Source organism: Marinobacterium zhoushanense (genome assembly GCF_014641945.1).
GTDB lineage: Bacteria > Pseudomonadota > Gammaproteobacteria > Pseudomonadales > Balneatricaceae > Marinobacterium_D > Marinobacterium_D zhoushanense.
Genome location: NZ_BMIJ01000002.1, coordinates 289,665 through 314,421, shown reverse-complemented (window position 1 = coordinate 314,421; position 24,757 = coordinate 289,665). Strand labels below are relative to the sequence as shown.

Annotated in this window: 21 protein-coding genes; 18 read left to right on the top strand and 3 right to left on the bottom strand. The window is 57.3% G+C overall.

Features of this window, described 5'->3' with window-relative positions; genetic code table 11:
- From antC to IEX40_RS05605, 9 genes are all read left to right on the top strand, one after another.
- On the top strand, positions 1-1,020 hold the full coding sequence (antC, locus tag IEX40_RS05645; RefSeq protein WP_188746161.1) for an anthranilate 1,2-dioxygenase electron transfer component AntC: 1,020 nt from the start codon (positions 1-3) through the stop codon (positions 1,018-1,020).
- A 49-nt stretch (positions 1,021-1,069) separates the two neighbouring features.
- Positions 1,070-1,993: a catechol 2,3-dioxygenase gene (locus IEX40_RS05640; protein ID WP_188746159.1), complete on the top strand. Its 924-nt coding sequence runs from the start codon at positions 1,070-1,072 to the stop codon at positions 1,991-1,993.
- Between the two features lie 35 nt (positions 1,994-2,028).
- The gene (locus tag IEX40_RS05635; protein ID WP_188746157.1) at positions 2,029-3,021 is read left to right on the top strand and encodes a TRAP transporter substrate-binding protein; all 993 of its coding nucleotides are present in this window, start codon (positions 2,029-2,031) and stop codon (positions 3,019-3,021) included.
- A gap of 47 nt (positions 3,022-3,068) precedes the next feature.
- Positions 3,069-3,599 (top strand): TRAP transporter small permease, encoded by a 531-nt coding sequence (locus IEX40_RS05630; RefSeq protein ID WP_188746155.1) that lies wholly within the window; start codon positions 3,069-3,071, stop codon positions 3,597-3,599.
- The gene (locus IEX40_RS05625; protein WP_188746153.1) at positions 3,599-4,876 is read left to right on the top strand and encodes a TRAP transporter large permease; all 1,278 of its coding nucleotides are present in this window, start codon (positions 3,599-3,601) and stop codon (positions 4,874-4,876) included. The genes IEX40_RS05630 and IEX40_RS05625 overlap by 1 nt, the downstream gene beginning before the upstream one ends.
- 33 nt (positions 4,877-4,909) lie before the next feature.
- Positions 4,910-5,764 (top strand): alpha/beta hydrolase, encoded by an 855-nt coding sequence (locus IEX40_RS05620; RefSeq protein ID WP_188746151.1) that lies wholly within the window; start codon positions 4,910-4,912, stop codon positions 5,762-5,764.
- A 380-nt stretch (positions 5,765-6,144) separates the two neighbouring features.
- Positions 6,145-7,131 (top strand): TRAP transporter substrate-binding protein, encoded by a 987-nt coding sequence (locus tag IEX40_RS05615; protein ID WP_229680611.1) that lies wholly within the window; start codon positions 6,145-6,147, stop codon positions 7,129-7,131.
- A gap of 53 nt (positions 7,132-7,184) precedes the next feature.
- The gene (locus tag IEX40_RS05610; RefSeq protein WP_188746149.1) at positions 7,185-7,733 is read left to right on the top strand and encodes a TRAP transporter small permease; all 549 of its coding nucleotides are present in this window, start codon (positions 7,185-7,187) and stop codon (positions 7,731-7,733) included.
- Positions 7,730-8,989, top strand: a complete 1,260-nt coding sequence (locus IEX40_RS05605; RefSeq protein ID WP_188746147.1) for a TRAP transporter large permease — start codon at positions 7,730-7,732, stop codon at positions 8,987-8,989. The genes IEX40_RS05610 and IEX40_RS05605 overlap by 4 nt, the downstream gene beginning before the upstream one ends.
- A 30-nt stretch (positions 8,990-9,019) precedes the next feature.
- Here the strand turns inward: IEX40_RS05605 and IEX40_RS05600 are convergent, their stop codons facing one another.
- Entirely contained in the window at positions 9,020-10,030 is a 1,011-nt protein-coding gene (locus tag IEX40_RS05600) for an AraC family transcriptional regulator (RefSeq protein ID WP_188746146.1), read from the bottom strand.
- A 206-nt stretch (positions 10,031-10,236) separates the two neighbouring features.
- On the opposite strand from IEX40_RS05600, the gene IEX40_RS05595 reads away from it, so the two are divergent.
- Genes IEX40_RS05595 through IEX40_RS05575 form a run of 5 tightly spaced genes read left to right on the top strand, consistent with a single transcriptional unit; the run spans position 10,237 to position 15,084 of the window.
- Positions 10,237-11,487 carry a dienelactone hydrolase family protein gene (locus IEX40_RS05595; protein ID WP_308421591.1) on the top strand — a complete coding sequence of 417 codons (1,251 nt, stop codon included), beginning with the start codon at positions 10,237-10,239 and terminating at the stop codon, positions 11,485-11,487.
- A gap of 10 nt (positions 11,488-11,497) precedes the next feature.
- Positions 11,498-12,301 (top strand): SDR family oxidoreductase, encoded by an 804-nt coding sequence (locus IEX40_RS05590; RefSeq protein WP_188746142.1) that lies wholly within the window; start codon positions 11,498-11,500, stop codon positions 12,299-12,301.
- 55 nt (positions 12,302-12,356) lie between these two features.
- Positions 12,357-13,598: a styrene monooxygenase/indole monooxygenase family protein gene (locus IEX40_RS05585; RefSeq protein ID WP_188746140.1), complete on the top strand. Its 1,242-nt coding sequence runs from the start codon at positions 12,357-12,359 to the stop codon at positions 13,596-13,598.
- A gap of 1 nt (position 13,599) precedes the next feature.
- Positions 13,600-14,130: a flavin reductase family protein gene (locus IEX40_RS05580; RefSeq protein WP_188746138.1), complete on the top strand. Its 531-nt coding sequence runs from the start codon at positions 13,600-13,602 to the stop codon at positions 14,128-14,130.
- 60 nt (positions 14,131-14,190) lie between these two features.
- The gene (locus IEX40_RS05575) at positions 14,191-15,084 is read left to right on the top strand and encodes a SphA family protein (protein ID WP_188746136.1); all 894 of its coding nucleotides are present in this window, start codon (positions 14,191-14,193) and stop codon (positions 15,082-15,084) included.
- A 171-nt stretch (positions 15,085-15,255) separates the two neighbouring features.
- Here the strand turns inward: IEX40_RS05575 and IEX40_RS05570 are convergent, their stop codons facing one another.
- Positions 15,256-17,034 carry a methyl-accepting chemotaxis protein gene (locus IEX40_RS05570; RefSeq protein ID WP_188746134.1) on the bottom strand — a complete coding sequence of 593 codons (1,779 nt, stop codon included), beginning with the start codon at positions 17,032-17,034 and terminating at the stop codon, positions 15,256-15,258.
- Positions 17,035-17,305: 271 nt separating this feature from the next.
- On the opposite strand from IEX40_RS05570, the gene IEX40_RS05565 reads away from it, so the two are divergent.
- Complete coding sequence (locus tag IEX40_RS05565; RefSeq protein ID WP_229680609.1) at positions 17,306-18,271, top strand: AraC family transcriptional regulator; 966 nt, start codon at positions 17,306-17,308, stop codon at positions 18,269-18,271.
- Between the two features lie 234 nt (positions 18,272-18,505).
- On the opposite strand, the gene IEX40_RS05560 is transcribed toward IEX40_RS05565, so the two are convergent.
- Positions 18,506-19,006: a Crp/Fnr family transcriptional regulator gene (locus tag IEX40_RS05560; RefSeq protein ID WP_188746130.1), complete on the bottom strand. Its 501-nt coding sequence runs from the start codon at positions 19,004-19,006 to the stop codon at positions 18,506-18,508.
- A gap of 442 nt (positions 19,007-19,448) precedes the next feature.
- On the opposite strand from IEX40_RS05560, the gene IEX40_RS05555 reads away from it, so the two are divergent.
- The 3 genes from IEX40_RS05555 to IEX40_RS05545 are packed head-to-tail and all read left to right on the top strand — an operon-like array spanning position 19,449 to position 24,727.
- A complete protein-coding gene (locus IEX40_RS05555) occupies positions 19,449-20,426 on the top strand; it encodes a WD40/YVTN/BNR-like repeat-containing protein (RefSeq protein ID WP_229680607.1) in 978 nt (325 codons plus the stop codon).
- Positions 20,427-20,486: 60 nt separating this feature from the next.
- Entirely contained in the window at positions 20,487-23,003 is a 2,517-nt protein-coding gene (locus tag IEX40_RS05550) for an efflux RND transporter permease subunit (protein ID WP_188746127.1), read from the top strand.
- 56 nt (positions 23,004-23,059) lie between these two features.
- Positions 23,060-24,727 (top strand): DUF1302 family protein, encoded by a 1,668-nt coding sequence (locus IEX40_RS05545; RefSeq protein ID WP_188746125.1) that lies wholly within the window; start codon positions 23,060-23,062, stop codon positions 24,725-24,727.
- The last annotated feature ends 30 nt before the right edge of the window (positions 24,728-24,757 follow it).

Here is a 24,757-nt window from a genome sequence, read left to right as displayed (position 1 = left end):
ATGCATAAGGTTGCACTGAGTTTTAATGATGGTCGCACCCACTTTATCGGCGTCAATGGCAACGAGGTGTTGATCGATGCCGCCATGCGACACGGGCTGACTCTGCCGGTGGACTGCCGTGAGGGTGTGTGCGCGTCTTGCAAGGGCACCTGCCAGTCGGGTGATTACGATCTGGAGTATGTCGACGAGGATGCCCTCAGCGAGGATGACCTCGCCAAGGGCGGTATTCTGGCCTGCCAGATGCGGGTCAAAAGCGATTGCGCTGTGCGCTTCGACTTTGACTCCTCTCTCTGCACCAGCGCTGGCCCCGAAGAGGTTGAGGCGCGGGTATCCAAAGTGGAGGTGCTGTCTGACTCAACGGCAGAGCTTCACCTCGATGCCAGCAGCCGCGCGGGGCAGCTCGACTTCCTGCCGGGACAGTATGCGCATGTCCAGGTGCCGGGCACCGATGAGTGGCGATCCTACTCATTTGCCTGCGAACCCAATCAGGACAACCAGCTGCAGTTGCTGATCCGCCTGCTGCCGGATGGCGTCATGAGCAACTACCTGCGCGATCGGGCGCAGCCGGGTGACCGGATCAAGCTCAAGGCACCGCTGGGTGCGTTCTATCTGCAGCAGGTCAAGCGACCCTTGATCTTTGTTGCCGGTGGCACGGGCCTCGCCGCCTTCCTCGGCATGCTCGATCAGATGGCTTCAAATCCAGACAAACAGGCGCAGCCGGTACGCCTTTTCTACGGCGTAACCCGTCCGCAGGATCTATGCGAGCTGGAGCGCCTCAAGACCTACGAACAGCGTATTCCGGAATTCTCCTTCCTGACGACGGTGATGAACCCGGATGCCGACTGGCAGGGCGCTTCTGGTGTGGTGACCGACCTGTTCGAGGAATCCCATTTCAACGGCGGCGAAGTGGATGCCTACCTGTGTGGGCCCCCGCCGATGGTCGAGGCCGTCAAGAGCTGGCTGGATCAGCGCAACATGGAGAACAGCCGTATCTACTTCGAGAAGTTCTCCGCCAGCTAATACCTAACCCAACACGAAAACAGCACAAGAATAAAAAGAGGAAAGCACAATGAAAAAAGGTGTCATGCGACCTGGACATGTGCAGCTCCGGGTAATGGATATGGACGAAGCGGTTGCCCACTACCGCGATCTGATGGGCCTGATCGAGGTCGATAAGGACGCGCAGGGGCGTGTGTACCTCAAGGGCTGGACCGAGGTGGACAAGTTCTCGGTAGTGCTGCGCGAGTCTGACACACCGGGCATGGATTTCATGGCGTTCAAGGTGTTGAACGAATCGGTACTGGAGAGCCTGCACGGCGAACTGGTCGAGTTTGGCCTCGACGTCGAGCAGATTCCAGCCGGTGAGTTGAGCGGCTGTGGTCGTCGTATCCGCTTCGTTGCTCCGACCGGCCACAGCTTCGAGCTGTTCGCCGAAAAGGAGCAGCCGGGCCGTTACGGCATCGGCAACCACAATCCGGAGGCCTGGCCTCGCGATCTGCGCGGCATGAAGGCACAGCGCTTCGATCACTGCCTTCTTTACGGACCAGATCTGGACAAGACACTGGACCTGTTCCGTGACGTGCTGGGCTTTGATATCTGCGAGCAGGTGATGACGCCGGACGGCAAGCGGGTGGCGCAGTTCCTGACCACCAGTATGAAAGCGCACGATATCGCCTTCATCGACCACCCAGAGCCGGGCAAATTTCACCACGCCTCATTTTTCCTGGAAACCTGGGAAGACGTGTTACGTGCCGGTGATCTGATTTCGATGACGGACACATCTATCGATATCGGTCCTACCCGACACGGTATCACTCACGGACAGACGATCTACTTTTTCGACCCATCAGGTAATCGCAATGAAGTCTTCTGCGGTGGCGACTACTTCTATCCGGACCACGAGCCGATTACCTGGGATGCCGACAAGCTGGGCAAGGCGATTTTCTACCATGATCGCCAGCTGAATGAGCGGTTCCTGACCGCTTTGACCTGATATTCGTCTTTGTGCCCAACAACTGAAGGTTAGCCATGAAAATGATTAAACACGCCGCCTGTGGTGCTCTGGCCATGCTGGTTTCCACCTCTGCGCTGGCAGATGCGTACAAAATGAAGATAGGTATCGCTACGCGTAACGATCCCATTCATCACTATGCCGAAGAACTGGCAAAGCGGTTGAACGAACGCTCCGATGGGCAGATCAATGCCAAGGTATTCCCGGGTGGTCAGCTCGGTAATATTCCTCGCATGATCGAAAACCTGCAGTTTGGTGCCATTGAGGTCGTGGTGGCACCGCCGCTGTTTGCCAAAGGCTTGAGTGATCGCTTTGAAGTGGCCGCTGCCCCTGGTTTGTTCCGAGATATCGATCATGCCTACGCCACGCTTCAAGATGCGGACTTCCGAGACGATTATCTGAGCCTGGCCGATAAAAACGGTGTGACCGGCATAGGTCTGTGGGTCTATGGCGGTAGCTCCTACGCGTCCAAGAAGCCGATTGTGAAGTTGACTGACTTTAACGGCATGAAGATTCGCTCTATCGGCTCTGATCTCGAAGACAAGGAGTTGAAGCTGCTGGGGGCTTCTGCCGTTCCCATGCCGTTCATTGAAATGGTGCCGGGTCTGCAGAACAACGCTATTGATGGCGTGCGAAGCAGTATTTTGGCCATGGGCGCCATGAAGATGCAGACTGTTGCCGATCATTTGACCATCACCGGTGAAATTCAGTACCCGATTGCGGCTTTTGCCTCCAAGGGCTTTTTGAACAAGCTGCCGGATGAGCTTGAGCAGCTGGTGCTGGACACTAGCCGTGAGCTGGACAAGGAGATGCAGGCTCACGTCATTGAAAAGAACAGTCTTGCCCTGAATGCCTGGACCACAGAGGGTGTCACCGTACATCAGCTGGATGCCGCGGACAGTCAGCAGTTGCTGGAGAACGGTAAAACGGCAACGACTGAGGTCTTTGCAGCCAAGCCTGAGTCTCTGGCGTTGTACCAGAAGCTGGTTGAAATCTCGAATAAATACTAAGGACCATGGGCCTGTGGAAACAGGCCCATGCATTTAAGGTCTTGGTTATGAATGCAAAAGCAGAAGTATTCGAGGATGTGGCCATGCCCACAAGGGTGTCGGTTATTAGGCGTCAGCTGGATAAGGGATACTCCCTCATTATTGGCACAGGCATACTGGTTGCAATCATGATTAATATTGCCAATGTGATCGGGCGCTATGTATTTGATAGCTCCATCGCCTGGGCAGAAGAAACTCTTTCTTTCATATTAATATGGGTGGTTTTTGTTGGGGCCGCAAAAGTTGCTTTGAACAATGGTCATCTGAGAGTCGAGCTTTTTTCAGATTATCTAAAAGGTCCGCTAAAGGCTGTTTACGATTTTGTTATTTGGAGCTCAATCTGTGCGCTATCACTCTATATGGCTAATGAGTCTTTCAAAGCTGTCAGTCTGATGTATAGTTTTGGTCAAACCAGTAATGTCGCGGGTATTCCCATGTATATACCCCATGCCGCGCTGTTTTTGGGGTTTATGGCAATGGCCGTATCTACCCTTGTAAATATGCTTGAGTTCTTGCTGTCGAATAAGAGGGTGGGCTGATGGACTTTCTTATCTTCGCACTACCCGTTCTGTTTCTGTCTCTGGGCTTTCCAATTTTCATGGTGCTGATGGTGACGGCTGCCGTGTCGATTGTCGTCGTCATGGACATGCCGGGTCAGGCGATCCATCAGGCGATCTTTGGCTCCTTGGGGGCCTACTCTTTGCTGTCCGTTCCTTTCTTCCTGTTTGCAGGGGAGGTGATGGCAAAGGGCAGTATGTCCAAACGTATCATCGACTGGGTAATGTCCTTACTTGGGAAGACAAAAGGCGGGCTGGGGTTTGTCACCCTCGGATCTTCTACCTTCTTCGGTGCAATCTCCGGTTCGTCTGTAGGCACCGTGGCCGGAATAGGGCGCCTGGTCTACCCGCCGATGCAGAGAGAAGGCTATGGCCCTCACTTCGGCACAGGGCTACTATCGTCTTCGGCGGCGATTGCCCAGTTGATTCCCCCGTCCATCGTACTCATTCTCTACGGCATCTCCTCGCAGCAGTCCATTACCAAGCTGTTCGTGGCCGGCATCTTGCCGGGGCTGGTACTGGCGCTCGTGCTTGCGGCGTACATCTACTATTACTCGCGCAAGAACGCCGCTCAGAGTCAGGGCGAGTCGTTTTCGCTAATCAAGTTCTGGCGTGAGTCCAGACGCGTGATATTGGCGATTTTTATGCCGATATTCGTGTTGGGCGGAATTTATGCAGGGATCTTTTCACCCACTGAAGCGGCCGGTATCGCCTGTGTCTATGCGATTATCGTCAGCTGTGTGATCTATCGTGATGTATCCATGCGCGAGCTGTGGGATATTGCGGTCTCTTCTATGTACACCACGGCACAAATTCTGATTATTGTAGCCGCGGCCGGTTTATTCAGTTGGGTGTTGACCGTTAACGGTGTTCCGGCTCAGTTATCGGGTTGGGTAAGCGGTATGGATATTGAAAAGTGGCAGATTCTTTTGATGATAAACCTGATGCTGCTGCTGGTTGGTTGTTTTATGGATACCATGTCGGCAACGCTTTTGTTCAGTCCATTATTGCTGCCGATTGCAACCAGTTTTGGTGTTGATCCTATTCACTTGGGCATCATTATCACCATGAATCTGTCGATTGGTCTTTTTACGCCGCCTTTCGGAATTAATATTTTCATGGTCAATGCCATTACGGGTGTTGGAATGAAATCAATATTCCAGGGTGTGCTGCCATTTGTATTGGTAAGTCTGGTGGCGCTCTTACTGGTGACTTTTATTCCGTCATTGTCGCTGGCGCTTATACCCTTCTTGTCTTGATATCAGGCACTGATTTATTCGTGAGGTTAGCAGATGTTGTACCGTTCCTTCACAAGTAGCGACGAGATTAGCCAGGCGTACAACCCCATGCTCGGCAAGGACCCCAAACAGGTCATTGGTGAGTATGTGCGCTTGAGTCAGGATACATTGGATGTAGTGGACGTAGCTCGGACCGAGCAGTTCGGGCCAACGCTGGCTGAGCATGTCGATGTGTTCTCAGCGCAGCAGCAAGGTGCTCCCTTACATATATTTCTGCATGGCGGCTACTGGCGAGCGTGTAGCAGCAAAGACTTTGCGTTTGTTGCACGTCAGTTGGTTCCGGCGGGTATCACGACTCTGGTTGTGAACTATGCGCTATGTCCACAGGTATCCATGTCCGAAATTGTGCGTCAGGCGCGAGCATCAGTCGCCTGGGCCTGGCATAACGCCGAACGTTTGGGGGCAGATCGAAACAACATTACCGTTTCCGGTCATTCTGCCGGTGGGCATCTGGTTGGCATGGTGTTGAGTACAGACTGGGAGGCAGATTACGGCCTGCCTGCGGATGTGCTTAAGGGGGCAGTTGCAATCAGTGGGCTGTTCGACCTGGGGCCTTTTCCTCACTCCTGGTTACAGCCTGACTTGCAGCTAACTGAGAGAGAAGTTGAATTGCTAAGTCCTCTTAAGCTTGCTCCTGTGGCTAAAACTCCGGTTCGTTTACGTGTTGGAGCCTTGGAATCTGAGGAATTTCACCGTCAATCACGCACCTACCAGAATTATCTGGAAACCAGAGGGTTTGAGGTTCAGTTTCAGGCAGTAAGTGATACTGATCATTACTCAGTGATGGATGAAATGTATCGCGAAGGAGGTATGCTGGTTGAAGATGTGCTTCAACTTTCAGCTGTGTAAGCGGGTAGGAAAGATAATTCAAGCCTTTGATTGAATTGCGATTTGCTGAGTCAGGTGATCTACTGTTCGGTTGGCTGGGATGATGTCCTGTTCAGTTTGGGGGGATGGTCCTTGAACTGGCTGAACAGGTAGAAAGCCAGACTGCCTTACTGATGAAGCATGTTTGATGTGCTTCTGAACATGTAAAAAGCGGATCTATCCGGCTTTTACAAAAATGGCGTGTTATTTGCTTATTGCTAGCTGCGGAAAGATGATGCCCCAGCGGCAGTAAGTGTTTGAGAGTGACCTGTGTCGGTTTTTGTTACAGAAAGGCACGGCTCTGGATCCATCGAGTACCACAATTATCGGAATAGCCGGTAAGCAGACTAATGGAGTTAAACATGTCGATGAAACACTTAATGACTTCCGTGATGGCGGGTGGCTTGGCCCTGATGATGACACTGCCTGCACAGGCTCGCGATTTCCGCCTCGGATTGATCACACCTCCACCGCATCGCTGGACTCAGGCGGCAGAAGCCTTTGCTGAAGATGTGAAGCAAAAGTCCGGTGGTGAACATAGTATCGCCGTGTTCCCGTCCCAGCAGCTGGGTAATGAAGCCCAGATGGTGCAGCAGTTGCAGACTGGTGCGCTAGATATGGCGTTTCTGACGGTTGCCGAGATCTCAAACCGTGTGCCTGATTTTGGTGCGCTATACGCACCTTACCTGGTCGAGAATATTGATCAGGCTGCAGCCTTGCTTAAATCCGAAGCCGCAACTGACCTATTGAGTCAGCTGCCTTCTGAAGCTGGTCTGGTAGGTGTCGGCTACGGCATGGCAGGTCTGCGTCAGGTAATGAGCCGTGACAAGCTGGAGGGTCCTGCTGACCTCGAAGGCAAAAAATTGCGTATTACGCCTTTCGAGCCCATTCGTGATTTCTACAAGGCAACCGGTGCCGCACCGACTCCGATGCCGCTGCCAGCCGTATATGACGCACTGGCTAACGGTCAGATCGATGCCATCGATATGGATTTTGACTCTATCCTGATCTTCAAATTCTACGATCGCTCCGACAAGATGCTGATATCCAACCACATGATGTTTCCGATGGTGGGTGTCGTATCCGGTCGTGTCTGGAAAGATCTGAGCAAGGACGATCGTGAGCTGCTGAAGACAAGTATGCGTGCTCAACTGGATGCAGTGATCGACCATTTTCAGGCTCTGGAGAAAAAGCAGGAGCAGGAGCTACGTGGCCTGAACATCACGATCAGTGAAGCCAATAAAGACGACTTCGCTGATGCCATTACCGAGTGGGAGAAGATCTGGGCACCCAAGGCGCCGTCTCTGCCCAACCTGAGAAAAGCGGTCGCCGAGATCAAAGGCAGCTGATCCTCTGAGCCAGTACCCCGCAGGCCTTGGTGCCTGTGGGATGGGGAAGTCTGATGTTGAATTTCATATCCGACCGGCTGGTTCGTTTCGAGATGGGGCTGGCAGCTGTAATGGCTGCAGTCGTTACTCTGCTGATCCTGCTGAACATAGCCAGCCGTTCTTTGGGCATGGCGATTTACTGGGTGGATGAGCTGGCGATCTACGCCATGGTCTGGACCACCTTCCTGGCGGCCTCTGTTGCACTTAAGCACCGCCAGGTAATAGCCGTGACGCTACTGGTCGAGCTACTGGGCAAACGCTCTCAGGCCTGGATGCAACTGGTTTCAGATCTGCTGATTCTGAGCTTCGCTGTTGCGCTGTTAGTATTGTGCTGGCGTTGGCTAGATCCTTGGACTTTTGCCAGCTTTGGCTTTGATATAAAAGCTTACCAGGGTGATACATTTAATTTTTTGTATTCGGAAAAAACCAACACCTTGGGAATTAAGAAAATATGGCCTTGGTTGATACTGCCATTTTTTTCTTTTTCGCTAAGCCTTCATGCGCTTAATAATATGCTCGGCAGCCTTAAAAAAGCCGCTTTTTTTAAGGAAGTCGCAGTATGACATTTGCAGTGTTTCTAATTCTTCTGTTCTGTTCTGTTCCAATAGCACTGGTACTTGCGTTAACAGCGCTTTGGTATATATCGACATCCGGTAATACGGTTCTATTTGACTCCTATCCACAGCAATTGTTTGGTGCCATTGAAAGCTATGGTTTACTGGCAATCCCCCTGTTTATGTTAGCCGGTGAACTGATGAACGAAGGTGGTTTAACCACTCGATTGATCAACATGGCTCGCATTCTGGTGGGCGGTTTCCGTGGTGGCCTGGCCTACATCAACTTGGTGGCGAACATGATGATGGCGGCCATCATGGGCTCAGCAGCTTCGCAGATTGCGATCATGTCTCGTGCCATGGTGCCAGCGATGGAGAAAGAGGGGTACTCGGGCTCCTATGCGGCAGCGATTACCTCGGCAGGTGGGCTGCTATCGCCAATTATTCCACCCTCAATGCTGTTTGTATTGTTTGGTGTGTTGGCCCAGGTGCCTATTGCCGAGATGTTTATTGCCGGCATAATTCCGGGGCTTCTGATGTCCCTGCTGTTTTTCCTCGTCATTGCGGTGGTGGGCCTGCTTCAACAGTACCCCAAAGGGGAGTGGCCTGATCGTGCCAAACGTCGTGAATACCTGCTAATGGGCTTGCCAGCAGGCCTGATTCCGGTAGTCATTATTGGTGGCATTCTGACCGGTCTGGCTACGCCGACTGAATCGGCAGCGCTGGCCTCTCTGGCTGCACTGCTCATTGGCAAGTACATCTACAAGGACCTGCAATACTCGCATCTTCCGGAGATTCTGCGACGCACGGCATTGAACTCGGGCATGGTGATCATGCTGATTTCAGCCGCTGGTGTATTCGGTTGGGTAGTAGTGTATGAGCAGATTCCTCAGACAGCTGCGGCCTGGATAGCCCAGCAAACTTCGGATCCCTTTGTATTCCTGTTGATGGTGGTGGGTGTGCTGACTCTGGTGGGCATGGTGATCGATGGTATCGCGGCGCTGATTCTGGTGGTGCCGATTCTGTTGCCGATCGCGCAACAGCAGTTCGGTATTAGCCCCTATCAGTTTGGCGTTGTCGTCTGTCTGACGCTGGTGATGGGATTGCTGACGCCTCCAGTGGGGGCGGGCTTGTTCATCGGTAGTTCGATGACCGGTGTGCCGCCAATGAAAATCTTCCGTTCACTGGTGCCGTTTCTGTTTGCAACGCTGGTGACACTGGTATTGCTGGCGGCAATACCCGATCTGGTCACGGCCCTGATTTAATATCTATCTCCAATACGCGCAAGGCGGGGCTTACCCCTGCGCCTTGCGCAGTGTCTCGCTGGGCTTCTCGCCATAGAGCTGCTGATACGCCTGGCTGAACCGACCCATGTGACTGAACCCCCATTTTATCGCGGCCTCGGTGACCGAGAGCGTGTTGTCGGGGGCGAGCAGGTTTTCCCGGACACGCTGTAGGCGTACGCTGCGCAGGTATTCCATCGGGCCTGTCTGGCGAAATTCATGGAACCCGGAGTACAGCGTGCGCAGGCTCACCCCTGCGATTTCGGCAAGCTGCGACGGGGTCAGGGTTTCATGGGCGTGGGCGTCGATATACTCCTCTACGCGTTTTACGTGGCGTGGGGCCAGACGTCGGCCATCCTGAGCAAGCTGGTCGGAGTAGTTGTGCGGTTGCTGGCTCAGTAGCGTGGCGATCAGCAGCTCTTCGAGTTGCTGCAGTATCAGGCGCTCGTTCAGGCTCTCGGGTGCTTCTTTCTGAAGCCGGGTGATGTACTCAAGTGCGTGGTACCAGGCGGGCAGTTCGCGCCAGTCAAAGGCGTTGCTGAAGGTCAGCGGTTGCTTTAACGGATGGCCCAGATAGCGGCTGCAGAGCTGGTCCAGCTCGGTTCGGTCAATGCGCAACATGAGCTGGTCGCAGTCCGGATGGTAAAGCATGCGCAACCGCTGCGTCGGGCTGATAATGACGCCTTGTTTAGCGGAAGTGAGGATGGTGTCGTTGTCGCAGATGATCTCGGCACTGCCGGCAAGCGGCATCTGTACGAGAAAAAAATCCTCCAGTTTGTCCGGGTCGACACTGACCTCTCCGCCGTATTTGAGCCGGTGCAGCGAGAGTTTTCCCAGCGAGAACTGGTGCAGGCGCGAGTGCAGCTCCTCCGGGCTGCGGAGCAGCTCGAACTGATGCGGTTTGAACGATTGACCTACCTTGTCTTTTACCTCATCGGCATCGTCTGAATCGACAACCAGCAGATCCGGCTGGTCCAACAGTACGCCCGCCAGAAACGGCGGCGGCGCGTCTTTGCGTGACATCGGCTACTTCTCAATTGTTGGGGCATTTTTATTGTATGTGTAGCAGTCTCTGCTGCTATTTAACCCAACACCATCATAAACAAGTTTATATCGGTTATTTAATCGGTGCGTTTAATTTTCGCACTAAGTGGATAGTGACTGCCATATCCGGCGCGTAAGTCTGAAATGCCTTTGCAAGTATGAATCGACGGTTCTGAATAAATTCTATGCAGAGGCACGCAATGAAAAGATCAATAACAATATCGGCTAAAGACGGAAGCGGAAATTTCGGTGCATATGTGTCGGTCCCGGCTTCAGGAAAAGGCCCAGGTCTGGTTCTGTTGCAGGAGATTTTTGGCGTCAATGACACCATGCGTCAGGTCGCCGATTACTACGCGGAAGAGGGTTATGTTGTGGTGGTGCCGGACCTGTTCTGGCGTCAGGAGCCCAATGTGGAGCTCGACTACGACGTCGAATCCTGGAAAAAGGCGTTCGGCTTTTATCAGGGCTTCGATCAGGACAAGGGTATCGAGGATATCGCCGCCACCATCGAGGCGCTTAAGGGGCTCGAAGAGTTTACCGCTGGCGTCGGTGTGCTGGGCTTCTGCCTCGGTGGCCGTCTGGCCTACCTGAGCGCCTGCCGCTGTGACGTGGATGCCGCCATTGGCTACTACGGCATGGGGATGGAAAACCATCTCGATGAGGCGGATAACATCAAGGGCAAGCTGGTGTTGCACTTCGCCGAGCTGGACGAGTACTGCCCGGCCGAGGCGCGTGACCAGCTGTTCGCCGCGCTGCAGGGGCGCGAGAACATGGAGCTCTATCTCTACCCGGAAGCGGATCACGCCTTTGCTCGCGCAGGGTCGGAGCACTACCACAAGCCTTCGGCACTGATGGCGCATCAGCGCTCCGTGACCGCGCTACGCCGCACCATCGGCCCGAACTACGACCTGTCCTATCTCTGGGACAAACACTGCGAATATGAATTCGCCACCCGCAACGTGGATGACACCATGGCGACCATGGTGGCACAGCCCTATGTCAACCACATTCCAACCCTGACCGGTGGCGTGGGCTACAAGGATCTCTACCGCTTCTACAAGCACCACTTCGTGGACTCCAACCCGCCGGATACCAAGCTGATTCCGATCTCCCGCACCATCGGTGACACCCAGATCGTCGATGAGCTGCTGTTCTGTTTTACCCATGACCGCGAGATCGACTGGCTGGTGCCGGGTATCGCGCCGACCGGCAAGTACGTGGAGATCCCGCTGGTGGCGGTGGTGAAGTTCCGCGGCGACAAACTCTACCACGAGCACATCTACTGGGATCAGGCCACGGTGCTGGTGCAGCTTGGCGTACTGGATCCTAAGGGTCTGCCGGTGGCCGGGCGCGAAACGGCGGCCAAGCTGCTCGACGAAACTCTGCCCTCCAACGAGTTGATGGCCAGCTGGGCCAGCAGCGCCAACAAGGATTGAGGGGTGAATCATGACGAGTGTGAATAACTCAGCCGTCCTCAACGGCGTGGCGCTGATCACCGGCGGTGCGACTTTGATCGGTGCCGAAGTCGCCAAAGCCTTTGTGGCCGAGGGCGGCAAGGTGGCGATCCTGGATCTGGACGCGGTCGGTGGGGCGAAGCTCGCCGACGAGCTGGGCGCTTCGGCCCTGTTTATCGAAACCGATATCACCGACGACGACCAGCTACAGGCTGCGGTATCCCGTAGCGCCGAGCATTTCGGCGGCATCGACTACCTGATCAATCTGGCCTGCAGCTATATCGACGACGGCGTCGAATCGAGCCGCGCCGACTGGCTCAAGGCGCTGGATATCAACTTGGTCAGCGCCGTAATGGCAGCCAAGTACGTGCGCCCCTGGCTGAAGGCCAGCGGGGCAGGGGCGATCGTCAACTTCACCAGCATCTCGGCACAGGCGGCCCAAACCGGTCGCTGGATCTATCCGGCGAGCAAGGCCGCGATGAAGCACCTGACCCGCAGCATGGCGCTGGATTTCGCCCCGGATGGCATCCGCGTCAACTCCGTATCACCGGGTTGGACCTGGTCCCGGGTGATCGGCGAAGTCAGCGGCGGCAACCGTGAAAAGGCGGATCGCGTTGCGGCGCCGTTCCACATGCTGGGCCGTCTGGGCGATCCGCAGGAGGTCGCGCAGGTGGTGACCTTCCTCTGCTCATCGAAGGCGAGTTTCGTCACCGGGGCGGATTACGCCGTCGATGGCGGCTACTCCGCGCTTGGGCCGGAGCAGCAGGAACCCGCGATCCCGAAACTGGCGGAATAACCCAACATTCAGGCCCAAGGCCACTACAAGAACAACAGATCAGGAGAGTCATCCCATGACACGCAAAATTGCAATCGTCGGTGCGGGCCAGTCGGGCCTGCAGACCGGTATCGGCCTGCTCAAGGCGGGCTATGAAGTATCCATCCTGTCCAACCGCACCGGCGAGCAGATCAAGGCCGGCAAGGTGATGTCCAGCCAGTGCATGTTCGACATGGCGCTACAGAACGAGCGCGACCTGGGGATCAATTTCTGGGAGAACGACTGCCCGCCGGTAGAGGGGATCGGTCTGCGCGTGCCGGACCCTGCCAACGCCGGCAGCAACCTCATCGAGTGGGCTGCGCGTCTGGACAAACCAGCCCAGTCGGTAGACCAGCGCGTGAAGATGCCGGTATGGATGGACGAGTTTGTCCGTCTCGGCGGCGATCTTCAGATCCGTGATGTGGACGTGGATGTACTGGAAGAGCTGGCCAAGGCCTACGATCTGGTACTGCTGGCCGCGGGCAAGGGCGACATCGTGGGTCTGTTCGAGCGTGACGCCGAGCGTTCCACCTTCGACAAACCCCAGCGTGCACTGGCGCTGACCTACGTGCACGGCATGAAGCCGATGGAGCCGTTCTCCCGAGTGGCGTTCAACCTGATCCCCGGTGTCGGCGAGTACTTCTGTTTCCCGGCGCTGACCAGCAGCGGCCCGTGCGAAATCATGGTGTTCGAAGGGATACCCGGTGGCCCGATGGACTGCTGGCAGGATGTCAAAACCCCGCAGGAGCATCTGTCCCGCAGTCTGGAGATCGTCAAGAACTTCGCACCGGCCGAAGTGGAGCGCTGCCAGGGCATCGAGCTGACCGACGACAACGGCATTATTGCAGGCCGTTTCCCGCCGACAGTGCGCAAGCCTGTTGCGACGCTGCCCTCCGGTCGCAAGATCATGGGGATTGCCGATGCGCTGGTCGTGAACGACCCGATCACCGGTCAGGGCTCCAACAACGCATCCAAATGCAGCCGGATCTACCTCGACGCCATTCAGGCGCGGGGCGACCAGCCGTTCGATGACGAGTGGATGAATGCCACCTTCGAGGCCTACTGGGCCTACGCCAACGGTGTGGTGGATTGGACCAACAGCCTGCTGGTGCCGCCGCAACCGCACACCCTTGAGCTGCTTGGCGCGGCCCAGCAGTCGCCATCACTGGCGGCGCGTATCGCCAACGGATTCAACGATCCCACCCGCTTCATGCCCTGGTGGACCGACGCCGCCGCCACACAGGACGTGGTTCAGACCCATATAGCCTCAGGAGCCTGATATGACGACTTCAAACCTGGCTGTGGCCGAGCGTGATACGTTCACGCCGGCCAACGAGATAGACCCGCGCGAGTTGCGTAACACCCTGGGCCTGTTTGCCACCGGTGTTACCGTGGTAACGGCTCCCGGCCTAGACGACAAGCCGGTGGGTATCACCGCCAACTCCTTCTCATCCCTGTCGCTGGATCCGCCGCTGGTTCTGTGGAGCCTGGCGCTGAAGTCCAGCAACGTGGCGCTGTTCAAAGAGGGCAACCCCTTTGCGATCAACATATTGGGTGCCCATCACCAGGAGCTGGCGTTGCAGTTCGCGCGCCCGGTGCCGGACAAGTTTCAGAATGTGGAGTTTGAAACCAATACGCATGGCGTACCGCTGCTCAAGGGGGCTCAGGGCCATCTCGAGTGCACGGTGACCTTCACGCAGGAGTTGGGTGATCACCTGCTGATCGTCGGGCGGGTCGATGCCATCGCTTCCGAACCCTGTGAGCCGCTGCTGTTTTACCGGGGTGCATTCGCCCGTTTGCTGAGCGAGTGATTCTGACGGCTCCGCCCTGGTGGTGGAGCCTGCCTGCTAAAAACATAAGGAAAACAATAGATGACAGTTTGCACACCAACCAAGCTGACGCTTGCCGCAACGATTGCCATGCTGTGTTCCAGCAACGTACTGGCGACTGAGGGGGGCGGTTCCAACTATCCGATGGGGGCCGAGAACTACCTGATGGGGGCCTTGCCGCCACCGGGGGTTTACCCGCTGATCTATGCCCAGCACTACAGCGCCGATGAGTTCAAAGATGGTTCGGGTGACAGTCTGCCGATCGACTTCGATCTGGAAGCGAACGTGCTGGCGCCGCGTCTGGTCTGGGTGACCGACAAGACGATTCTTGGTGGCCAGCTGTTCGCCGCCGCGCTGCTGCCGCTGGTGGATCTGGATGTATCCGTGAACGGCTTCAGCCAGAGCAACAAAGGGGTGGGGGATCTGGACCTGACCGCAGCGCTGTCCTATCACCACAGCCCGAACCTGCACAGCGCCGTGGGCTTCGACCTGTTCGTGCCCACCGGCGAGTACGACAAGAACGATCTGGCTAATATCGGGCGTAACTACTGGGCGCTGCAGGCGGTGTATGCGGCCTCTCTGGTGAACCCCACCGGTCTGAACGCTGATGTGAAGTTCATGTATGACTACAACTTCGAGAACGATGACACTAACTACAAGTCGGGTCAGGAGTTCCACTTCGATTACGCCGTTGGTTGGGGTGTCAGCCCGAACTGGACCGTCGGTGTGGGCGGTTACGGCTACAAGCAGGTGACCGGCGATGAAGTGAACGGCGTGGATATCGGCAACAAGGGGCAGGCGTTTGCCTTTGGACCGAGCATCAAGTACGACAACGGAAAAGGGTTCTTCCTCTCCGTGAAGTACCAGAAAGAGTTTGCCGTGGAAAACCGTCCGGAGGGCGATGCGCTCTGGATCAAGACTATCATCCCCTTCTGATAGCCGATCTTGACCGGCCACCATGGCCGGTCTTTTTCTATCTTCCCGTTACCTTTTCTGCCTGCCCCCCGATATTCCCCAACCGCTTTCACACACCCTCTCTGGTTGACCCCTTAAGCCTAACGTTGCGATAGGGTAAGCGGGGCACTCAGGCCCCGCTCTAGGACTATGTCACTTGAGCTCAAGCAGTTTCTCCGGCTTGAAGGCGACGCAGAAGTTCCCCCAGTGACGCCCCTTGACATGCAGCGGGATGGAGATGGAGTTCATGATCTCGCCGGTATCGCGCACGAAGGTGAGCAGCAGGAAGGGGGCGGTGTTGGCCGCACGGCGCTGTTCGGCGCGGTTGGCCGCGTAGATCCGCTGGTGGCGGCTATTAGCCGTGTCGACTTCAGGATCGCCGGTCAAGGGTCGGGATATCTTGCTGTTGGTGACCGGCATGTAGCCGTTCAGGTCGAAGGCGGTGATCAGCCAGTCCGGATGCTCACGCTCTATCTTGTCAAACAGCGGTTGAATGCGGCTTTTGCAGGCGCTGAGGTAGCCGGTACTGAACTTGGCCGGTTCCTGACTCGGGTTGTCGCGGCGATAGTCGGTATCGAACAGGTTCTGCCCGCCCCGTGCCAGTTCGTTCAGCGCCTGCTCGGTTTCACGTGCCCACTTCCGGGCGGCACCGAGAATCTCTTCGAAGCCGCCATAGCCGATCTGGAACCGCGACAACAGTTCCTGCATCTCCTCAGTGGCACTTTCCAGCGCCTGCGCATGTTCCGCCGAGATCTGTACCTCGTCGCGGATGCTGTCGGAGAGTTCGGTGATCGAGCTGATGTTGTCGTGTGTCGCGCTGTTGGTGCAGGAGAGTTCCTCAATGGCGGCACTGATCTCGGTCAGCTGGCCATTGAGCACCTCGAAATCCTTCAGCATCAGCGAGAACTTGTCGCGGGTGCGGGCGATAAAACCATCGGTTTCGCTGACATGGTGCAGAATGCGTTCAGAGGCGCTGCGCGTGCTGCCCACCAGCGTTGTCATCGTGGAGATATTGCTGTCGATCTCCTGGGTCGCATCGCTGACCTTCAGTGACAGCGCCCGAACCTCATCGGCCACCACGGCAAAACCGCGGCCGGCTTCTCCGGCGCGGGCCGCTTCGATTGAGGCGTTCAGGGCCAGCAGATTGGTCTGCTGGGAGAAGCCCTGCACCATCGACAGCACGTCGACGATGCTATCCGAGTTGTGCTCCAGCTGCTGCACCATGCCCTGAAACTCGCGTACCTGCGCCTCGATCGCGGCCACCTGCTCGCGGATGCGTTGGATCTCCTCGTTGGATTGATGCACCTCCTGCAGATTGTGCTCGTTGCGAGCAGCAATGCTCTGGGTATGGCGTGAGATATCACTGATCGCGTCGGTGGACTCTTGGCTCGACTGGAATACCAGTTGTGCCGTTTCCACCTGCTGTTCAGCGGCCTGATTGACGCGGGTGATGCTTTTCTGCATCTGCGCCGAGCAGATCGATACATGAACGCTGCGTTGGCGGGCATTGGCGATCATCTGTTTCAGACTGGTGGAAAACTCGTTGTAGGCATGGCTGATCTGCGAAAGTTCAGCATGGGAGCTCGGCGGCAGGGTAAAGGAGATATCGCCTTCGCGTTTACGGATCTCATCGAAGCCGAGTCTCAAGCGTGTCACCGGTGTGACCAGAAAGCGCCAGAGCAGCAGGGCGGCGGCACTGGAACTGATCAGCGCGATCAGAGCGGCCGCTGCACTCCAAAACTGCAGTTGCGGCATCAGAGATGCAGGCGTCCCGGCGCTGTCCGGCGGCAGGTCGGCAAGCTGCTGGTTCAGCTGCAGGGTGCTGGCCAGCAGCACCAGGAATGGCAAAAGCAGAAGGGCGATGATGGAGCCGATCCTGGCGTAGAGCGACCGGCGAGCTGGCGTGCGCAGTACTCTGGGTTGAGTGGTCATGGGTGTGTCTCTCGAAGTGAATTGGGAGGGGGAGGAGCGTCGATGTTCGAGAGTAACGAGGCGGCTTTCAGTACCACTATCCGGTTAGTGCGGTGCGTATCCGGATAGTGCTGGAATGTGGTGTAAAGCACTCAAAACTTCATTGCAGACCGGTATACTGAATCAAAAATATTTCAAGCCCCTCGTACCTATAAGTTGATCCAGCGCAATAAAAAAACGGGAGGTCTGTATGTTATCAGGCAAGGCTCTGTCTCCCTGTATACAGAAAGCTTTGAAGAACGACACAAATCGGTTGCTGTTTCACTCTGTCTCCCTTGATGAGGTGAGAGAGGAGGTGGCCGCCGCGTACAAACCGCATCGCCTGGATATGGATGCCGATAACGGTCTCGATGCGCGCATGCACTCACTCTCGCTGGGGCAGGTGAAGTTCAACCGGCTCAAGTACGGCGCGAATGTGCGGATAGACCCAAAGCATCTGGAGCAGTTCTATCTGATTCAGATGCCGGTGTGTGGCCGGGCCGACATCTTCAGCGGCGAGAACCATATCGCCCTTGATGCGAACCTGGCATCGGTGCTCAATCCCACCGACCCACTGAGCATGTGGTGGAGTGGCGACTGCGACATGTTGATGTTCAGGATCGAGCGTGACGCGGTGGAGCGCGCCTGCGGCCAGCAGCTGGGCCGGCCCTTGGGTGCGCCGCTGAGCTTCAAGTCCGAGCTTTCCTGGCGCAGCAATCCCATCTGGAGCAACATGATGCTCTACCTCACGCAATTGCTGGAGGAGTGCCCCTCTGCCACCGATCAGGTGCTGATTCGCCATCAGCTGGAGCAGCTGGTTATCAATACGCTGCTTGCCATTCAAACCCACAGTTATACCGATGCTATGAATCAGCCCGGACACACACTGGCGCCTCGATACGTCAAGCGGGTGGAGGAGTATATCGAGGAGCACGCCTCAGAGGCGCTGACGCCGGGGCAGCTTGCCGAGCTTGCCGGAGTCAGTATTCGTACCCTGTATGCGGGCTTTCATGACTTCCGCCAGACCAGCCCCATGGAGCATCTGCGCCAGATACGTCTTAAGAAAGTCAAAGCGGCGCTTGAGCAGCAGGATGGGCGTGTATCGGTAACCGACGCGGCGTTGAGCTGGGGGTTCACCCACATGGGGCGGTTCAGCCGGGATTACCAGAAAACATTCGGCGAAAAGCCCAGCGATACCCGCCGCAGGAACCTGCTGTGACAGGTATTTAACCAAGCAGAGGCGTGGCCCGATAGCGGGGACGGGTTTTCATCCGTATCAACCATGCCCAATGGGGCGGCTGTTTAACCGCCGTACACGCAGGTTACAGCTGACTGAAGGGTGAGGCCAATTTCGTATTCGTATTCGGATGCGGCATCGCAAGCATCAGCCCGCCAAGGTTCGGGCATTCAAGGGAGGGGGCTCGCTGCAACCGCCCCGGGACTAATGTGGGAGCTAGCGTGGGGGGGCGTGCTCTTCCGCTTTCAGTTTGACCAGCAAAGCGCTGGTGGTGATGAACCGGCGTGCCAACTCCCGGGACAGGTTCATCATCAGCACACCGAAATCCAGTGGCATTTCACAGTGCAGGGCGTAAAACAGATCGCTGCTGATCTCCAATACCAAGCTGTCGCTATTAGCGTAGGCAGTGCCCAAACGCTCGGTCAAAGCTATGAGACTGACAAACCCGATCTCTTCACCGAAGTAGTAGTCACGGATATGTTCACGCAGGCCGTTTACCTGACGGAAGTAGGTCAGGCAACCCTTTAGAACGATGAAAAACGAGTCGCCCGGGTCTCCCGCTTCGAAGAGCGTATCGCCCTCCTTCAGGGCGTAGACACAGCCTTTTACAATCAACTCTTTGATCGCCGCATCGGATAACGCACCGAAAGACGAGCCGCCTTTCAAATAGTCGATGCTGAGATCGAGTAGTAAAGAATTACTGTCTATTTGTTGCATGGCCAGCTACCCCAAGGTCGGTATAGCGATACCTGTGTGGGTTTAGTTTTATTTGCTGCAGTATGGAATAAAGGTAGTCGGCGTGCCGCTTTTTGACTGCCTTGGTGTGAGCCAGAACAACCCACATGCAGTTTTCTTCGTGTTTTCAAGGCGATCGGTGACACCGATTTAAGGGTTCGAATTTCAGCGGTGAGCTGGCCAGGGGGTTAACCATTTGCTGAAGAGGGGTATGAGCGTTAATTATTTCGTCAACAGTTTTTATCCGACTAAGCGACTGATCCCCATCGTGTCTTGCCGTAGACTGTGTGGAGTTAAGTTAACTTTTTGTTATTAATGGTAAATATTTTCGCTTCTTGATTTGGCGTCGTTCTGGTACGGGCCTTGCTCTAGTAGGTCCGAGTGCTGATTTTCCTAGCCATAACTATAAAAAGAAGTGTGAAATATGCCGTCTACACCTCTTCCCAACCCGTTCGCGGGCCGCATTTCCTTTAATTATCGTTCCGTGTTGATCGCAGGCCTGATGCCGTTGCTGCTGGCCGGCTGCGAAGCTCCGCTGGACCTCAGTGGTGTCGAACAGGAGCAGGGAAGGTCGATCCGCCGTACCGACCAGTTCCAGGCCCTGGCCGCCAACGAGCGGGTGCAGGTCGCCGTCGGTAACGACGGCCTGGTGCTGTCCCGCGCCATCGGCAGCGAGGCCTGGCAGCGCCAGATCCTGCCCGGCGCACCCGGCCTGATCGATGTGGAGGTCTGTGCCGATAGCCGCTTGATCGCGCTGAGCGTTGACAAGCAGCTCTGGCGCAGCGATGACGATGGCGCCCACTGGCAGGTGTTCGCCATCCCCACCCAGGAGAACCTGCTCGACCTGACCTGTGCCCCCGATGGCCGCTATTGGGCCGTGGGCAGCTTTTCCACCCTGCTGTCCAGCGATGACCAGGGCCAGAGCTGGAGCGAAGACTCCCTCAACGAAGACGCCATGCTCACCGGTATCCAGTTCATCGATGACACCCTGGCCTACGCCAGCGGCGAGTTCGGCCTGGTCGCCCGCTCCCTGGATGGCGGTGTGAGCTGGCAGGTGCTGCCGCCGATGCTGGATGAGTTCTATCCCCAGAGCACCCTGTTCACCGATGCCGACACCGGCTGGTCGGTGGGGCTGGATGGCACCGTGCTGCACACCCTTGATGGCGGTGAGAGCTGGCAGCTGAGCCCGACCCCGGTGGCCGCGCCGCTGTACGGCCTGCTCGAGTCCGCCGACGGCCTCTACGCCCTGGGCGAGAACGCCACCCTGCTCAAGCACGGGGGTAGCCAGTGGACCCCGGTCCCGGTGCCGGCGCGGCCGGTCTACCTGCGCGCGGCGCTGGCCACGGCCGATGGGCTGCTGGTCGCCGGCGGTAACGGCACCCTGCTCAGCCTCAAGCGCTGATAGCGGTTATTTCAGGCGACCCTATCCGGGCCCGATAACAACAACTTCGCGGATACGATCATGGATAAACACTCTGCCGAGGCCCACAAGGCCACGCACTGGCTGCATGCGTTCGAACAACGGGTGTTCGACTACCCCAAGACCATTCTCGGGCTGATCCTGCTGGCAACGCTGTTCTTCGCTGCCCAGGTGCCCAACCTGAAGGTCTATTCCGATTTTGCCGATCTGCTGCCGCAGACCCACCCCTATATCCAGCTGCACAATGAGATCAAGGAGTCGTTCGGCGGCGCTAACGTGATCATCGTCGGGGTCGAGTTCACCGACAAGGATATCTTCGATAACGATGCCCTGGCGCGGATCCACCGCATCACCCAGGCGGTGGACTCCCTGCCCGGGGTCAACCACAACCTGGTCGCCAGCGTCACCCACCGTAACTCGCGCAAGGTCTGGCTGACCCCCGAGGGCAACGTCAACTCCGAGTCCTACTACAACCCTGAACACACCGACCTCAGCGCCGCACAGCTGGATCAGCTGCGCAAGGATGTGGTCGCCGATGCCCGCGTCTACGGCCCGCTGGTCAGCCCCGATATGCACATGGCGCTGGTCAAGGCGCAGCTGATCGAGGGCCAGCTCGACTACGCCGCCACCTTCGACAAGATCCAGCAACTGCGTGAGAGCGAAGCCGCCGAGGGCGTGCGAATCCACGTCACCGGCCAGCCGATGCTGGTGGGCTGGGCCTACCAGTACCTGGACCAGATCCTGACCATCTTCCTGTTCACCGCGCTGATCATGGTCTCCTTGCTGATCTTCTACTTCCGCAAGGCCTACGGCATCCTGATCCCGCTGGCCGGGGTGATCGTCTCCTCGATCTGGGGTGTCGGCATCATCTCCCTGTTCGGCTACAACCTGGATCCGCTGAGCCTGGTCATTCCGTTCCTGATCTCGGCGCGGGCCATGTCCCACGGCATCCAGCTGGTTGAGCGCTACTACCAGGAGCTGGCCAGCCACGCCGACCACCACCTGTCCGCGCGGCTCACCTTCGAGAGCCTGTTCCGCCCCGGCTCATTGGGTGTGGTCTCCGATGCCATCGGCCTGTTGCTGATCGCCATCGGCTCCATCCCGCTCAACACCAAGATGGCCCACTATGCGTCGATCTGGGCGCTGTCGATCATACTCACCGTGCTGTTGGCGGTGCCGCTGCTGCTCTCCATCCTGCCCAAGCCGCGCAACATCGAGATCAAGCACAACCTGTTCCGCAACGTCGGCTACTTCTGTGCCGATGTGGTCAGCGGTGAACGGGCCGCGAAAAAGGCGCTGGGTATCGCCCTGCTGCTGTTGCTCGGCGGCTTCTACTTCTCCTCCCAGGTGGTGATCGGTGAGTCCGAACCCGGTTCGCCGATCCTGTACCAGGACCACGACTACAACCTCTCCTCCAAGGCGGTCAATGATGCCTTCCCCGGCTCCGAGGAGATGTACATCGTCGCCGAGACCGCGGAGCAGGGCGGCATCAAGCGCCCCGAGGTGTTGAAGGCGCTGGCCGATCTGGAGCGCACCATGCTGCTCGACCCCGGTGTCGGCGGCGCCAAGGGCGCGCCGGACCTGGTGATGCAGGTCAACCGCCTGCTGCACAACACCGACCCGCGCTGGCTGCAGATCCCCGATGACCAGCTCTACGTCGGGGGCCTGATGTACACCTACATGATGTCCAACCCGATCCCCGGTGCGCTGAACGAGTTCATCGACACCGACGAGCGCATCGCCAACCTTGTGTTCTACTACAAGGACCACCAGGGCGAGACCATCCGCCGTGCCATTCACACCGCCAAGCAGTGGATCGCCGAGAACGAAGGCAAGGTCGAAGGCCTGAGCATCCGCCTGGCCGGCGGCACCATCGGCGTTATCGCCTCGCAGAACGAAGCCGCATTCGAGACCAACCTCTGGGTGCTGCCGCTGGTGTTCCTGCTCATCTTCCTATTCGTGACCCTGTTCTACTCCTCGCTGATGGCCGGGGCGATGATGTTCGGCGCCATGCTGTTCGCCACTACGCTGACCTACGCCTACATGGGTCTGGTCGGGATGGGGATCAACTCCAACACCGTGCCGATCATCGCCGTCGGTGTCGGCGTCGGCATCGACTACTCGATCTACATGATGGACCGCATCCGCGCCGAGATGACCCAGCTCGGTGATCTGGCGCAAGCGGTGCGCCGTGCGATCCGCACCACGGGACTGGCGGTCAGCTTCACCGCCATCACCCTGATCGCCGGCATCGTCATGTGGGTGCTGCTGTCCGACCTGCGCTTCCAGGCCGATGCGGCGCTGCTGCTGATCGTCATGGTGGTGCTCAACGGTGCGGCGGCGATGCTGCTGGTGCCGAGCTGGGTGCTGGTGTTCAAACCCAAATTTATCTGCACCGCCTACGTCGATGAGGATGGCGTGATCCACGCCGATGACAGCCTCTCATCCGATGACGCAGAGGCCGCGCCCGTCGGGAAGGGCGAGCCGGTATACCAGGCGACCGCATCAATCGCTGATGCAAGCGTTAAACCCTCGCTCGTCATGACCACCAAGGCTTAAACCACTTTAAAAACAGCTTCTTATAACAGCTTTTTATAACAACGAGGCCAATTGATATGTCGAAAACAATAACAACGACATCCACCCGCCTGGCAGTGGCGGTCTCTGCCGCCCTGTCTACCGGGCTGGGCAGCACTGCCGTTGCTGCCGCTGACACCACCTGGGCCGGGTTCGTGGAGAACGCCACCTACCACCGCAAGGATGTAGGGATCTCCAAGTTCCGCAACACCGCCCAGGCCGAGTTTGAGACCAAGTACGACAGCGATAGCTTCCGCTCGCTACGCCTGAACGGGGTGCTGCGCGGCACCTACGACGGGGTCTACGACCTCAACGATGGCGAGTTCGGCAAGGATGCACAGCAGGACTACCTGGGGGCGGACTGGCACTCAGCAGGGGCGGCCACCACCACCATCCCCGGTCCCGATGTGCCGATCCTCTCTGCCGGGGTGCCTTTCCCCTGCGATAACGATCCGACTCTGTGCGACAACCTGGACGGTTACATGGACCAGAAGGAACACGATGCCAGGTTCCCCGAGTTCAACGACCGGCTGGACTTCATCCGCGAGCTCTATCTGAGTGCCGACAAGGAGTTGACCAACGGTGATGTACTCAGCTTCCGCCTCGGCAAACAGCAGGTGGTCTGGGGCAAGACCGACCTGTTCCGCGTGCTCGACGTGATCAACCCGGTGGACTACTCGCGCCACAACATCTACGACGAGCTCGAGGATATCCGTATCCCGCAGTGGATGCTGACCGCCGAGTGGCGCATGGGACCGAACCAGGTGCTGGACGACTCCAACCTGTCGCTGGTTTGGAACTTCGATAAGTTCCGCCCGAGCAACCTGGGTACCTGCGGCCAGTCCTACAAGATCCTTGATGCCGGCTGCTTCTTCAGCTCCTACATCAACCTGGATAGTCTGGTGGGGGGGCCCTACACCGCACCGGTGCCGATCATCCACGACGTGGAGGAGCCGGAATGGAGCCTGGCCAACACCCAGCTCGGCGCCAAGTGGGAGGGTGTATACGGCGATGCCACCTTCTCGTTGAACGCGCTGACCTACCGCCAGCAACTGCCGTCACTGCATTTCCGTGAGCTGGCCCCGGGTACCGGTGCGCCAGCCACCGACGGCGTGTTCGACATCAAGTTCCCGCGGGTCAACCTGCTCGGCGGTGCCATCGACTACTACTCCATGCCGATGGACGCGGTCTGGCGAGTCGAACTGGCCTACACCGAGGGCGAAGAGCTGCCGCGTGACCAGGACGGGCACAAGGAGACCGACATGCTGCGTTACGTGATCGGTCTGGACAAGAACCTGGTGATCCCGGCGCTGGGCACCTCCAGTGCGTTCCTGATCTCCGGTCAGCTGTTCGGCGAGCATATCCTCGACCACGAAGCGGATATGCCCAACGACGAGGATAACTGGATCGCCACCGGTCTGTTCAAGGGCTGGTACATGAACAACCGCCTGAGCCCGCAGGTGATCGTCGCCCATGACTTTGCCGCCGAGGCCACGGTGGTGGCGCCGAGCATCTCCTGGACCCCGGACAACCACTGGATGTTCAACCTGGGTCTGAACGTGAAGTTCGGCGGCGATGAGCAGTTCCCCTGGTCGGTGGCCGGCTATGCGGATACCTACGAACCGCTGGCCCGCTTCACCAACGGCCCGATCGGTGTGGCCAACCAGGAAGACGAGATCCAGTTCACCATTCGCTACAGCTTCTAACCCCGAACGGATAACAAGAATTAAAGGTGT